Consider the following 13,006-nt stretch of genomic DNA (forward strand, 5'->3'; position numbering starts at 1 on the left):
TTTCCGAATTACCAACGAAACCGCGCGGAATTGACAGCCGCAAATCGGGCTGTCTAGGATAGGAATTGCAATTCATCAAGAAATGAAATTCACGATGCGAATGTGCATTTTTTATTAAACAAATACGCGCATTTAATTCATCCACCGGAATATGCTTTCCAGGAGAAACGACGTGACCGATTCGACGCTTCAATTGCCGCTGTCCGCGCCGCAGCGCGATTTCTGGGAGGCCGCGCTCGCGTATCCCGTCCCGTCGACGCATATCTACGCGGCCGAGTATTTCGAGATTCGCGGCGCACTCGACACCGATGCATTCGAACGCGCGCTGCGGCAAGTGATTCGCGAGGCGCAGACGCTGCACACGACGCGGATCGTGCTGGATGGGGACACGCCGGTGCGCGTGCTCGACGCCGCGCTCGCCGACGACTGGGCGCTCGAACGCGTCGACCTCGCCGGCACGAAAGACGCGCACGCCATCGCGCTCGCCGGCATGCGCGCGCACTGCACCGGCGCGATCGAGCTGGCGCGCGGGCCGTTCTTCCGCCACACGCTGTACCGCATCGCGCCGGATCACTACTACTGGTATCACGGCTACGCGCACATCCTGGTCGACGGCTATTCGGGCAGCCTGATCGCCACGCGCGCCGCCGAGCTGTACAGCGCATTCGCGGCGGGCGCCAAGGCGCCGCCCGCGCGCTTCGCGTCGCTCGCCGAGCTGCAACTCGATGAAGACGCGTACCGCGCGTCCGAACAGTTCGCGCACGACCGCCGCTACTGGCTCGAACGCTTCGCGGACCAGCCGCGCACGGTCACGCTCGCCGGCCCGGCACGCTTTCCCGAGCGCGACGACGGGCCCGACCTGCGCGAGACGCGCGTCGCGAGCGCGACCGAGAGCGCGCGCATCGAGGCGGTCGCCAAGGGGCTGTTCACGTCGACGGTGCCGCGGCTCGTCACCGCACTGACCGCCGCGTACCTGTACCTGAACACCGGCGCGCACGACATCGTGCTGTCGGTCGCCGCGATGGCGCGCACGTCGGCGCGCGAGCGCCGCACGCCGGCGCAATGCGCGAACATGCTGCCGCTGCGCCTGCACGTCGAGCCGGGCCACACGCTCGACGATCTGTGCCGCCAGGCGAACCGCGAGATGACCGCGCTGCGCCAGCACCAGCGCTACCGGATGGGCGACCTGCACCGCGAGCTGACGTCGCTCGACAACGGCCAGGGCGTGTTCGGCCCCGAGATCAACATCATGGCGTTCGACTACGACCTGCGGTTCGGCGACTGCGTGACGACGTCGCACAACCTGTCCGTCGGCACCACCGACGACCTGATGGTGAACCTGACCGACCGCCGCAACGGCGAGCCGCTGCGCTTCGACTTCGACGCGAGTCCGCAGTACTACAGCCGCGACGCGCTGAACGCCCACGTCGGACAGTTCCTGACTTTCATGCGCGTCGCGCTCGACGACCCGTTCGCGACGCTCGGCGCGCTCGAAAGCCGGCTCGACTTTCAACCGGCGGTGCTCGCCGGCTGAGCGTCATCCGCATCACCGTGTTGCCCTATCCAACCGAATCACTACGGAGTCCTGTCATGTCCTATTCGGAATCGCGCTTCTGGCATCCCCGGCAACATCCGCTCGCCGCGTCGCGCCCGCCGATCCGCATCACGCGCGGCGAAGGCTGCTACCTGTACGACGACACCGGCAGGCCGTATCTCGACGCGGTCGCGTCGCTATTCAACGTGTACGTCGGTCACGGCCGGCGGGAGATCAAGGAAGCGATCATCCGACAGCTCGACGAGCTCGAATATCACCCGGTGTTCGCCGGGTTCAGCCATCCGCGCGCGGAAGAGCTGTCGGCGCGGCTGGTCGGCATGCTCCAGCCGGAAGACATGAGCCGCGTGATCTTCGGCTCCGGCGGCTCGGACGCCGTCGAGGCCGCGCTGATGATCGCGCGGCAATACTGGAAGGTGTCCGGGCAGCCCGAGCGCACCAAGTTCATCGCGCTGCGCCAGGCCTATCACGGCTCGCACTTCGGCGGCAGCTCCGTCACCGGCAACACCGTCTACCGGCGCAACTACGAGCCGACGCTCGCCGGCTGCTTCCACGTCGAGACGCCGTGGATCTATCGCAACCCGTTCACGCATGACCCCGAGGAACTCGGCCGGCTGTGCGCGTCGCTCGTCGAGCGCGAGATCCTGTTCCAGGGGCCCGATACCGTGGCCGCCTTCATCGCCGAACCGGTGCAGGCGACCGGCGGCATCATCGTGCCGCCCGCGAACTACTGGCCGCTGGTGCGCGAAGTGTGCGACCGCCACGGCGTGCTGCTGATCGCCGACGAAGTCGTGACGGGCTTCGGCCGGACCGGCGCGGCGTTCGGCAGCCGCGGCTGGGGCGTCGCGCCGGACATCATGTGCCTGGCGAAGGGCGTGTCGTCGGGGTATCTGCCGCTCGGCGCGACCGTCGTCAACCGCCGCATCGAGGACGCGTTCGCGTCCAACCCGGGCGGCATCGGCACGCTGATGCACGGCTACACCTACTCGGGCCACCCGATCGTCTGCGCGGCCGCGCTCGCGAACCTGCAGATCATCGTCGACGAGGATCTCGCCGGCAACGCGGCGCGCGAAGGCGCGTACCTGCTCGAGCGGCTGCAGCCGCTCGTCGACCGCTATCCGGTCGTCGGCGACGTGCGCGGCAAGGGGCTGCTGGTCGGCATCGACCTCGTGAAGGACAAGGCGACGCGCGAATCGATCGATCCGTCGGACGGCTATGCGGCCGCGCTCGCCGACGCCGCGCGCGATGCGGGCGTGCTGATCCGCTCGCTCGGCAACCGGCTCGCGATCGCGCCGCCGCTCGTGATCGGCCGCGAGGACGTCGACCGGATCGTGCACGCGGTCGAGCATGCGTTCGAAGTAGTGCCGCGCTGGACCGCACGCTGAACGCGGCAGCGGGGCGGCGGCGGTCAGCGCGCCGCCGCTTCCGCCGCCGCGAGGTACTGGCTCGGCGTGACGCCGAACGCGCGCTTGAAGGTGGCCGCATAGGTGGTCGGGCTGCGATAGCCGACCTGATGCGCGGCCTGCGTGACGGGCATGCCGCTCGCGAGCAGCGCGAGCGACATCGACAGCCGCAGTTGCTGGCGCCACGCAGCCACGCTCATGCCGGTCTCACTGCGAAACAGGCGCGCCAGGTGGCGCGCACTCAGCGCGGCGTCGCGCGCGAGCGTGTCGAGCGGCAACTCGCAGTGCGGCTCGCGCTGCAGCCGCTCGCACAGCTTCAGCAGGCGCCGGTCGCGCGGCAGCGGCAGCGTGAGCGGCGTCTGCGCGAGTTCGCTCAGTTCGTCGGCGAACAGGCGCGCGAGCGGGTCGTGGTCGATGCTGCAATCGAACGGATGCGAAACACGCGTGGCGAGTGCGCGCAGCAGCGGCGATACCGTCATCGCGCACAACGTGGCCGGTAGCCGCGCGCTGAGCGCGTCGCCGAGATAGAGCGAGTAGAGCTGCACGTCGTCGGCCACGCGCATCGCATGGACGGTGCGCGCCGGAATCCAGATCGCGCGCAGCGGCGGGGTGATCCAGCGCTGGCCTTCGACGTCGAGTACTAATACGCCGCGCGTCGTAAACAATAGTTGCCCGGCCTGATGGGCGTGCGGTGCATACTCGTGAGCAAGCGCGCGGGCAGGGGCCGACGCGCAGGGAGGCTCGATCGCGCGGATCCCGCCGAAGGCGAACGCGCGCGCACCGGCGCGCGCGAGGAGAGGCACGTCTTGAACGCTGGTCATGGTCGATCGTCCTGATACGAAACCGGAGGGGTACCGCAACACGTGAAACGACGGGGGGACAGGTGCCCGCACAAACGGGCCCGTCGTGCGAACAGCCGCCATTAAACCGGCGTCGGCTTCGTCTCAAAACTGTCCTTTTGAACAGGATACGCGCGGGCCGCAATGTACGGCCCGCCCACACCAACGAGGAACACCGATGGACCTGACAATACTGCACGACTGTTTCGACGCACTACAGCGCGCACCCACCGCGGAAGCCGCGTTCCCGCCGATTGCCGCCGCCGCCGCCGCGCTCGGGTTCCGGTATTGCGTGTATGGCTTGCGCCGCACGCTGCCGCTCGCCCGGCCCGACATGCAGATCGTCGGCAATCATCCGCGCGAGTGGGAACACCGTTACGTGAAATTCGGCTACGTCGCGATCGATCCGATCATCAAGCGGGTCGCGAGCCAGCCGCGGCCGGTCGTCTGGAACGCGTTCGACGAACCGGGCGACACCGCGTTCTGGCACGACGCGGCATGCTTCGGGATGCGTTACGGCTGGTCGCATGGCGGCTACGACCGGGCCGGCAACCTCGGCGTGCTGACGCTCGTGCGCGACACGACGCCGCTCGACGCAGATGAAATCTCGCGGCTGCGCGCCCCCTGCGCGAGCCTCGCGCATGCGGCGCACGCGTACCTGATGCCGCGCCTCGCCGATCCGATCGCGCCGGTCGGCAGCGGGCTGACGCTGCGCGAGCGCGAGGTGCTGGCGTGGACGGCCGACGGCAAGACGGCCTACGAGATCGGGATGATCTTCGGAATCGCGGAGCGGACGGTGAAGTTCCACCTGCAGAACGCCGTCGTGAAGCTCGACGCGATGAACAAGACGCATGCGGCCACCAAGGCCGCGATGCTCGGGCTGCTGCCCTGACGGCGCGCATGCGCACGCCGTGACCTGAAAAAAGAAACCCGGGCCGGCCCTGCCGCCCGGGTTTCGAGCCGCTTACGCGACGGCCTGCACCGCCGGCTGCCCGGCAAAGAAGGTTGCCTGCACAACTTCATCCGCGCGGGCATACGCGCGGTTCACGCCGCTGATCACCGCACGAATCGACGCGGTCGTCAGGTTCGCATCGACACCGACACCGAACGCACTGCCGCGCACGCCCGTGCCGGCCAGCTCGGCGATCGCGATCGCCTTCGCATCGGCCCCCTGCGACAGCGCGCGTTCCTCGTAATGCTGGATCCGCAGCGGCGTGTGCAGCGCATGCATCAGCGCGTCGAGCGGACCGTTGCCTTCGCCTCGCAGCACACGGCGCTCGCCGTGCACGTCGGCGGTCAGCACGATCGTCTCGCGGCCGCCGCGTTCAGTCAGCTCGTGGCTGACATAGCGCAGTGGCGTGTCGCTTTCGACGTACTCCTGCTGGAACAGCGCCCAGATCTGCGCGCTCGTCACCTCGTGCCCGCTCTCGTCGGTCAGGCGCTGCACGGCCGCGCTGAAATCGACCTGCATGCGGCGCGGCAGCGCAACGCCGTAGCCCTGTTCGAGCAGGTACGCGATACCGCCCTTGCCCGACTGGCTGTTCACGCGAATGATCGAATCGTACGTGCGGCCGAGATCGTTCGGATCGATCGGCAGGTACGGGACTTCCCACATGGCGTCGGCGCGCTGCACTGCCAAGCCCTTCTTGATCGCGTCCTGGTGCGAGCCGGAGAACGCGGTGAACACGAGGTCGCCGACATACGGATGGCGCGGGTGGACCGGCAACTGCGTGCATTCCTCGGACGTGCGCGCGACTTCGTTGATCTGCGAGAAATCGAGGCCCGGATCGACGCCCTGCGTGTACAGGTTCAGCGCGAGCGTCACGAGATCGACGTTACCCGTGCGTTCGCCGTTGCCGAACAGGCAGCCCTCGATCCGGTCGGCGCCGGCCATCACCGCGAGCTCGGCCGCCGCGACCGCGGTGCCGCGGTCGTTGTGCGGGTGTACGGACAGGATCAGCGAATCGCGGCGCGCGAGGTTCCGGTGCATCCATTCGATCTGGTCCGCATAGTAATTCGGCGTGCCGATTTCCACCGTGGCCGGCAGGTTCACGATCGACTTGCGCTCCGGCGTTGGCTGCCACACGTCGAACACCGCGTCGCAGACTTCCTTCGCGAAATCGAGTTCGGTCGCCGTAAACGTCTCCGGGCTGTACTGCAGCGTGAATTGCGTGTCGGTCGCCGCATCGGCGCACCGCTTGATCGTGCGCGCCGCGTTCACCGCGAGCTGCTTCACGCCGTCGCGATCGAGGCCGAACACGATCTTGCGGAATTCCGGCGCGGTCGCGTTGTACAGGTGCACGATCGCGCGCTTCGCGCCGCGCAGCGACGCGAAGGTGCGCTCGATCAGGTCGTCGCGCGCCTGCGTCAGCACTTCGATCGTCACGTCGTCGGGAATGTGGCCGCCTTCGATCAGTTCGCGGACGAAGTTGAAATCGGTTTCGGACGCGGACGGGAACGCGACCTCGATCTCCTTGAAGCCGATCGCGACCAGCGTCTTGAACATCCGCATCTTGCGCGCGGCGTCCATCGGTTCGAACAGCGCCTGGTTGCCGTCGCGCAGGTCGGTGCTCATCCAGATCGGCGCCTGCGTGATCGTGCGCGACGGCCACGTACGGTCGGGCAGGTTGACGGGCGTGAACGGTCGGTATTTCGTCGCGGGGTTCTTCAGCATCATGATGTCGGTCCTCGGTCTGTTTGTCGGTGAAGCGCGGCGCGGCGGCCATCGGCGGTAGAGGCCGGCAGCACGCGCAGCGGTGAAAACGGCAAGAAAGCGGCACAACGGCAAAGCGGTACGGCAAACGACGGCCTTGGCGGTTGAGCGACCGGGACGGAGCGGAGTGGTGACGAAAGAAAGACGAACTCAGGCGCCGGTCGACAACCGGGGCCAGGTCGGTGATGCGGGGAAAATCTGGCGCTTCAGGAACGAAGCAGATGGAAAGCGCGCAGCCGCAGACCCAGCCCGGAGAAGCGGGCTAGTAGTCGTAGCGAGAAGAGGAACTGGGCGGCGTGCATGACTGGCATCAAATCACAGGGTGGCCACGGCTGTCAACCGGGGCGCTTCCGTCCCGCTTCATTCCCCGACGCACGCGTTGGCGCAGAATCAGCCCTGTCCGATAGGCGACGGCTGTCCCCGTCGATATGCTTCACGGGTGCGGCGCCGGTGAGGCCCTATTCATGTTCGGAGTGAGTCGGTCCATCCTCTTCGCCGGTCGCCGCACACCCCCCTCCCTTGCAATCGGGCTTCGGTGTGGGCGTTCGACGGTGGCCGGTGGGCGCGGCCACGACAGAGATGTCGATGTTGAAACGAAACGCTGCCATATGCGAACGCCGAGCGTCTGCTCCGAAGCCCGATTGCGCCCCCGCCTCGCTCGCCCCGCTTGCGCGCTCACGCATCGTTCAGGAAACCGATACGCGCATCGATATAATTTCCCGAATATATCGAAATCCACTTCATTAAACACATTTCATTAAATCGATTAGCGCTGCTTTTCGATTTGCTGAACAATAACCATTCCCATCTGAATATTTTTTTATTTATTTTTCGTCATGCTTGGTACGTCGCGTTTCAAACAGCAAACGTTTGCGTGACAAGGCCCGCGGCCTTACCCAATAATCCATAGGAGATAAGCATGGCCGATTCTCAAACGTCATCCAACCGCGCCGGCGAGTTTTCGATTCCGCCGAATACCGATTTCCGTGCGATTTTCTTCGCGAATGCAGCCCAGCAACAGCACATCAAGCTGTTTATCGGCGACAGCCAGGAACCCGCCGCGTATCACAAGCTGACGACGCGCGACGGCCCGCGCGAAGCCACGCTGAATTCCGGCAACGGCAAGATCCGTTTCGAAGTGTCGGTGAACGGCAAGCCGTCGCCGACCGACGCGCGCCTCGCGCCGATCAACGGCAAGAAGTCGGACGGCTCGCCGTTCACGGTCAACTTCGGGATCGTCGTGTCGGAAGACGGCCACGACAGCGACTACAACGACGGGATCGTCGTGCTCCAGTGGCCGATCGGCTGACCTGACGCGCGATCGACGCCCGCCCCGCGACGCCTCTGCGCCGGCCGGCGCTTTGCGCCCGGTACAGCGGCGTCTACATCGACGACGACCCGAAACCACCGCGACGTTCAAGGGCGCCGGCGTCCAGGACCAGAACCTCGGCACGAAGGTGCTCGATTCCGGCAACGGGCACGTGATCGTGACGGCGAACGGCAGGCCGTCGCGGCTCGGCTCGCGACAGGTCGACATTTTCAAGAAGTCGTACTTCGGGATCGTCGGGTCGGAAGACGGCGCCGACGACGATTACAACGACGGCATCGTGTTCCTGAACTGGCCGCTCGGCTGAGCGGCGGCCGTCACGACACATCGCAATGGCGACGGGGCCAACCCTACCTTGCGAATCGTTCGAGCAGTCATTTGCAGTTCCATGCTTTGCTCCGCGCGCGGCCCGGCGACATCCGTTCACCGGCCGCGCGACGCGAGACCTTCCATCGAGACGAGGACGACATGTCACAACCCTTTACCCACGACGACCTGTACGCGCTGCTGCAACTCGCGGGCAACGACGCCACTGCCGTGCAGGCCAACGGCGATCAGGCCGTGCTCGACCGGATGCGTCAGTTCATGACCGCGCAGCTCGTCGAGAAACTGCCGCAGTACGACGTATTCGTCGATATCGCGACGATCCCGTACAGCTTCGACGTCGGCAGCTGGCAGAACAAGGTGAAAGCCGATGCGGCGGGTGAGGTCGTTGCCTGCACGGTGACGTGGGCCGGCGCGCCGGGCGTGCTGCCCGGCGCCGCGGCGAAGTTCGGCGTCGGCGCGGTGGTCAATTACTTCTCGAAAGCGACGCCGCAACCCGTGCAGCCGGCGCCCGTGCCGACCGGCGGCGGCGAACGCGACGGCATCTTCAACCTGCCGCCGAACATCGCATTCGGCGTGACCGCGCTGGTCAATTCGTCCGCGCAGCAGACGATCGAGGTCTTCGTCGACGACAACCCGAAACCGGCCGCGACGTTCCAGGGCGCCGGCACGCAGGACGCGAACCTGAACACGCAGATCGTGAACTCGGGCAAGGGCAAGGTGCGTGTGGTCGTGACGGCGAACGGCAAGCCGTCGAAGATCGGCTCGCGCCAGGTCGACATCTTCAAGAAGACCTACTTCGGGCTGGTCGGGTCGGAAGATGGCGGCGACGGCGACTACAACGACGGCATCGCGATCCTGAACTGGCCGCTGGGTTGAGTCGCGGCCGCCTGACGACCGTGTCGCCACGCCGCCCGGCGTGGCGACGGGCCCGCGCACCTCAGCCATCCGCCATCCGCGATCCCGGGCCCTTGCCGCAAGAACGATCAAATGCCCCGTCCGCCGATACCATATAGTCCGCCCGACACCCTCATTGGCACGCTATGGACCCGGTTGGACAAGCACTCTGGTTTATCGAAACCGAACTGGATAGGGAACTGACGCTCGACAGGATTTCCGCCGATTGCGACATGACACGCTTCGGCTTCTCGCGGCTGTTCTCGATGAATACCGGCTGGCCGGTGATGCGCTATGTCCGGTCGCGCCGGCTGACGCGGGCGGCGCATGCGTTGGCGCAAGGTGCGCCGGACATCCTGCACGTGGCGCTCGATGCCGGCTATGGCTCCCATGAGGCGTTCACGCGCGCGTTCCGCGACCGCTTCGGCATGACGCCCGAAGACGTGCGGGCACGGCGCACTCTCGACGGGTTGTCTCTTGTGGAGCCGCTACGCATGAAAGCGCTGAAAATCATCGACGTTACGCCCACCCGCTTCGAAGCCGCCGGCAAGCGGCTGATCGCGGGCATGAGCGATCGCTACACCTTTGAAGCCAACGAAGGGATTCCGGCGCTGTGGCAAGCGTTCATCCCGTACCTCGGCACCTTCCCCGGGCAGGTCGGCGACGTGACCTACGGCGTCTGCTGCAACCCCGACGCTGACGGCAGCTTCGAATACATCGCGGGCGTGGAGGTCACGAGTTGCGATCGGCTGCCCGCGCCGTTTCGCTGCGTCGAACTGGAACCGCAGCGGTATGCGATCTTCGAGCACGTCGGACACATCTCCACGCTGCACCAGACGTTCTACAGCATCTGGAACGGGTGGCTGCCAACGTCGGGATTCAAGGCAGTGGATGCACCCGAGTTCGAGCGCTACAGCGGCGACTACGATCCGGTGACAGGTACCGGCGTGCTTGAAATCTGGCTGCCGGTCGAACCCTCCGCCTGAGCAACCGGAACCGGTCGGCCGCGACGAGACACCGCCTCGGTCGATCGACCCCAGTGTCGTCTCCGTCAAATCACCACGCTCACCGCACACCCGCATTGCCGGTAATCGTGCGCGGGTGCTCGCCGCCGAGGTTCGTCAGGTAGCTGACCGAACCTCACATCGCTCATGCATCGATCAGGATCGATGTTTACGTCGATATATTCGCATTCTTCTTTTCCGATCATCCGCGTACAACTACGTCCTGCGGCGACGCGGCTCATCGCGGCTGACGCTGACCATACGTTCTTGCCGACAGCACGAAAGGAGACAACAAAATTGAGACAGCTAACGTCGTGACCCTTCCCGGTACCGTTCGCCCCGACATGCCGACGCCTGCGGCGTCGTCGACACCGAGCTGTCGGCGCATCCTGCCCGGCTGACACGCCGATCCCCGCGTACGGCCTTCGCCCCACGCAGTCCCCGATCATACGAACATTCATCAAGCGCCGCGCTCGTCGGCGCGCACACACGCCGCCCATCGCGGCATGCTCACGGAGACATCGTCGTCATGCATCGCCCCGAGACCCTCGACCTCGCTCGCGCCGAACCGACCGGCCTCCAGATCGAGCATCATTCGATCGACTACATTCCGGAGAGCGAGCGCCATGCGAAGCTCGCCAGCCAGGGACCATTCTGGTTTCTCGGCAATTTTCACTTTTTCACGATCTCGATCGGCTTTGTCGGGCCCGGCATGGGCCTGTCGGCGGGCTGGACGACGCTTGCCGGCGCACTCGGCATCATGTTCGGCACGCTCTTCATGGCGTTCCACGGCTCGCAGGGGCCCGAAATGGGCTTGCCGCAAATGATCCAGTCGCGCGCGCAGTTCGGCTATCGCGGCGTCATCGTCGCGCTGCTCGCCACGTTGTTCGTGTTCGTCGGCTTCAATGTCGTCAACGTGTCGCTGATGGTCGACGGCGTGCACAACGTCTTCGGCATCGACGGCGGTTTCGTCGCCGTCGCGGCGGTCGCAATCGGCGCATTGCTCGCGATCTACGGGCATGACCTGATGCATCGCACCTTCACGTGGGCGCTGTTCGCCACGCTGCCGCTCTATGCGCTCGTCACGCTCACGCTCGTGTTTGGTCATGCTGCGCCGTCGAGTGCTCCCGTGTCGGCGACGCCGTCCGGCTTCAACTGGGTCGGCTTCGCGACCCAGTTTGCGATTGCCGCGAGCTACAACATCTCGTATGCGCCGTATGTATCCGACTATTCGCGCTATCTGCCGAAACGGACGAGCCGCGCAAAGCTGATCGCGGTGATCTTCGCCGGCGCATCGCTGTCGGGCACCTGGATGATCGGACTGGGGGCATGGCTCGCCCAGAAGTTGCACGCGGCCGATGCGCTGGTCGCGATGAACGACGTCGGCGCCTCGCTCGTCCCCGGTCTCGGCAAGCTGATCGCGTTCGTATCGCTCGTCGGTTTCCTCCCGATCATTGCGCTCAACGCATACAGCGCGATGCTGACGGTACTGACCGGCATCGACTCGATCGTGCCGATCAAACCGACACGCCGCGCGCGGGTCGCGTCGATTCTCGCGATCAGCACGTTCGTGCTCGCCTGCGTGTTCGCGATCCGCGGCAACGGCATCGCGCTGCTTCAGACATTCCTCACGCTGATGCTCTACTTCCTCGTGCCGTGGACCGCCGTCAACCTCGTCGACTACTTCTTCGTGCGTCGCGGCCATTACGCGATCGCGCATTTCTTCACGCCGCGCGGCTTGTACGGGGCGTGGCAATTGCGCGGAATCCTGTCGTACATGATCGGATTCGCGTCGATGGTGCCGTTCTTCTATGTGTTCGACGCGGAGGTGAACCGGGAGGTATTCGTCGGGCCGTTTGCGCGGATGCTCGGGGGCGTCGACATCGCCTGGCTCGTTGGCTTGATCGTCTCCGGAGGCGTCTACTGGTTGCTGTCGCGCTCGCTCGACCTCGATCACGAACGCAGCGTCATCGCTGAAACGCCCGCTATCGATGCGTGAACGGACTGAGTGAGTCTATGCGTCGGCGCATCCCGGCTCTCTCGCCGGAACGGCTTCCGTCACCCTTGCCATCCACTGTCATGGAGTACCGACAATGAGTATCTTGCGATTGCGCCTGATCCAGTCCATCCTGAAGGACGGCGCGTGTGCATCGAACCTTGCTCAGGCCCTTGCGCACATCGCGGCGGCGCGAGACAACGCCGATCTGGTCGTCTTCTCCGAGACGTATGTTCCGGGGTTCCCGACACCCGACAACATCGCGCAACTGGCAGAGCCGCTCGACGGGCCGTCCGTATCGGCCATTCGCGCCGCCGCGCGTGACGCGCAGGTCGCCGTTGTCATCGGGTTCGCCGAACAGGACGACGGGCGCTACTTCAATACGGCGATTCTGGTCGATGAATTCGGCGAGCTCCGGCTGCGCTATCGCAAGTCCCACCTGTACGAATCGGATGTGGGCGTCTTCGAAGCGGGCGGCACGTTCGACGTATGCGAATGGCGCGGCATCAAGGTCGGCATGCTGATCTGCTTCGATCTGGAATTCCCGGAAACTGCGCGGGCGCTCGCGCGGGCCGGCGCGGAACTGATCGTCATCCCTGACGGCATGATGCAACCTCATGGCCACGTCCATCGGAAAATGATTCCCGTACGCGCGCTTGAGAATCAGGTCTTCGTCGCGATGGCCAATCGGGTCGGCCCGGGCGATCGCTATACGTTCAGCGGAGAGAGCGTTGTCGCATCGCCCGACGGCGATGTCGTTGCCGCGGCACCGTCAGACCGGGACGCGGTGCTCGACGTCGGTATCGATCCGGATGCAGTTTCGCGAAACCGTGCCGCCTTCCGCTATCTCGATCTGGTGCACCCGGGTCTGTGGCGTGCATCATGCCGGGACACCACGACCGACGCACGCCCGCATTCCGGGTGATCGTGCGCTGGTGCTCGCCGCCGAGA

General features: G+C 65.6%; 10 protein-coding genes and 1 pseudogene. 9 read left to right on the forward strand and 2 right to left on the reverse strand.

Features of this window, described 5'->3' with window-relative positions; translation table 11 throughout:
• The first annotated feature begins 172 nt into the window (after nt 1-172).
• Nucleotides 173-1,534, forward strand: a complete 1,362-nt coding sequence (locus HWW87_RS26470) for a condensation domain-containing protein (RefSeq protein ID WP_175822777.1) — start codon at nt 173-175, stop codon at nt 1,532-1,534.
• 56 nt (nt 1,535-1,590) lie between these two features.
• A complete protein-coding gene (locus tag HWW87_RS26475) occupies nt 1,591-2,937 on the forward strand; it encodes an aspartate aminotransferase family protein (RefSeq protein WP_175822778.1) in 1,347 nt (448 codons plus the stop codon).
• Nucleotides 2,938-2,960: 23 nt separating this feature from the next.
• Here HWW87_RS26475 and HWW87_RS26480 read toward each other — a convergent pair whose 3' ends face one another.
• On the reverse strand, nt 2,961-3,776 hold the full coding sequence (locus HWW87_RS26480; RefSeq protein WP_175822779.1) for a helix-turn-helix transcriptional regulator: 816 nt from the start codon (nt 3,774-3,776) through the stop codon (nt 2,961-2,963).
• A 196-nt stretch (nt 3,777-3,972) separates the two neighbouring features.
• Here HWW87_RS26480 and HWW87_RS26485 point away from each other — a divergent pair, with 196 nt between their 5' ends.
• On the forward strand, nt 3,973-4,686 hold the full coding sequence (locus tag HWW87_RS26485) for an autoinducer binding domain-containing protein (protein WP_174385484.1): 714 nt from the start codon (nt 3,973-3,975) through the stop codon (nt 4,684-4,686).
• Nucleotides 4,687-4,758: 72 nt separating this feature from the next.
• Here the strand turns inward: HWW87_RS26485 and leuA are convergent, their stop codons facing one another.
• Complete coding sequence (leuA, locus tag HWW87_RS26490; RefSeq protein WP_208449966.1) at nt 4,759-6,468, reverse strand: 2-isopropylmalate synthase; 1,710 nt, start codon at nt 6,466-6,468, stop codon at nt 4,759-4,761.
• A 958-nt stretch (nt 6,469-7,426) separates the two neighbouring features.
• Between leuA and HWW87_RS26495 the strand changes: the two genes are divergently transcribed.
• The 6 genes and pseudogenes from HWW87_RS26495 to HWW87_RS26520 all read left to right on the forward strand — a co-directional run bounded on the left by HWW87_RS26495 (nt 7,427) and on the right by HWW87_RS26520 (nt 12,980).
• Nucleotides 7,427-7,816, forward strand: coding sequence for a fucose-binding lectin II (locus tag HWW87_RS26495; protein WP_174385486.1), 390 nt, complete (start codon nt 7,427-7,429; stop codon nt 7,814-7,816).
• Nucleotides 7,817-7,887: 71 nt separating this feature from the next.
• A pseudogene (locus HWW87_RS26500) lies at nt 7,888-8,141 on the forward strand (fucose-binding lectin II); the annotation flags it as partial.
• Nucleotides 8,142-8,302: 161 nt separating this feature from the next.
• The gene (locus HWW87_RS26505; protein ID WP_175822781.1) at nt 8,303-9,037 is read left to right on the forward strand and encodes a fucose-binding lectin II; all 735 of its coding nucleotides are present in this window, start codon (nt 8,303-8,305) and stop codon (nt 9,035-9,037) included.
• Nucleotides 9,038-9,201: 164 nt separating this feature from the next.
• Nucleotides 9,202-10,041 (forward strand): AraC family transcriptional regulator, encoded by an 840-nt coding sequence (locus HWW87_RS26510; protein ID WP_175822782.1) that lies wholly within the window; start codon nt 9,202-9,204, stop codon nt 10,039-10,041.
• A 547-nt stretch (nt 10,042-10,588) separates the two neighbouring features.
• On the forward strand, nt 10,589-12,058 hold the full coding sequence (locus HWW87_RS26515) for a cytosine permease (RefSeq protein ID WP_175822783.1): 1,470 nt from the start codon (nt 10,589-10,591) through the stop codon (nt 12,056-12,058).
• A 94-nt stretch (nt 12,059-12,152) separates the two neighbouring features.
• Nucleotides 12,153-12,980, forward strand: coding sequence for a carbon-nitrogen hydrolase family protein (locus HWW87_RS26520; protein ID WP_175822784.1), 828 nt, complete (start codon nt 12,153-12,155; stop codon nt 12,978-12,980).
• Nucleotides 12,981-13,006: the final 26 nt, after the last annotated feature.

Origin of the sequence: Burkholderia sp. BCC0419, assembly GCF_902830285.1 — a bacterium.
Taxonomy (GTDB): Bacteria; Pseudomonadota; Gammaproteobacteria; order Burkholderiales; family Burkholderiaceae; genus Burkholderia.

Excerpts from the sequence above, each read along its gene's own strand:
- HWW87_RS26480 (WP_175822779.1), bottom strand. The coding sequence starts at position 3,776 with ATGACCAGCGTTCAAGACGTGCCTCTCCTCGCGCGCGCCGGTGCGCGC.
- HWW87_RS26505 (WP_175822781.1), top strand. The coding sequence starts at position 8,303 with ATGTCACAACCCTTTACCCACGACGACCTGTACGCGCTGCTGCAACTC.
- HWW87_RS26485 (WP_174385484.1), top strand. The coding sequence starts at position 3,973 with ATGGACCTGACAATACTGCACGACTGTTTCGACGCACTACAGCGCGCA.
- HWW87_RS26510 (WP_175822782.1), top strand. The coding sequence starts at position 9,202 with ATGGACCCGGTTGGACAAGCACTCTGGTTTATCGAAACCGAACTGGAT.
- leuA (WP_208449966.1), bottom strand. The coding sequence starts at position 6,468 with ATGCTGAAGAACCCCGCGACGAAATACCGACCGTTCACGCCCGTCAAC.
- HWW87_RS26520 (WP_175822784.1), top strand. The coding sequence starts at position 12,153 with ATGAGTATCTTGCGATTGCGCCTGATCCAGTCCATCCTGAAGGACGGC.
- HWW87_RS26475 (WP_175822778.1), top strand. The coding sequence starts at position 1,591 with ATGTCCTATTCGGAATCGCGCTTCTGGCATCCCCGGCAACATCCGCTC.
- HWW87_RS26515 (WP_175822783.1), top strand. The coding sequence starts at position 10,589 with ATGCATCGCCCCGAGACCCTCGACCTCGCTCGCGCCGAACCGACCGGC.
- HWW87_RS26495 (WP_174385486.1), top strand. The coding sequence starts at position 7,427 with ATGGCCGATTCTCAAACGTCATCCAACCGCGCCGGCGAGTTTTCGATT.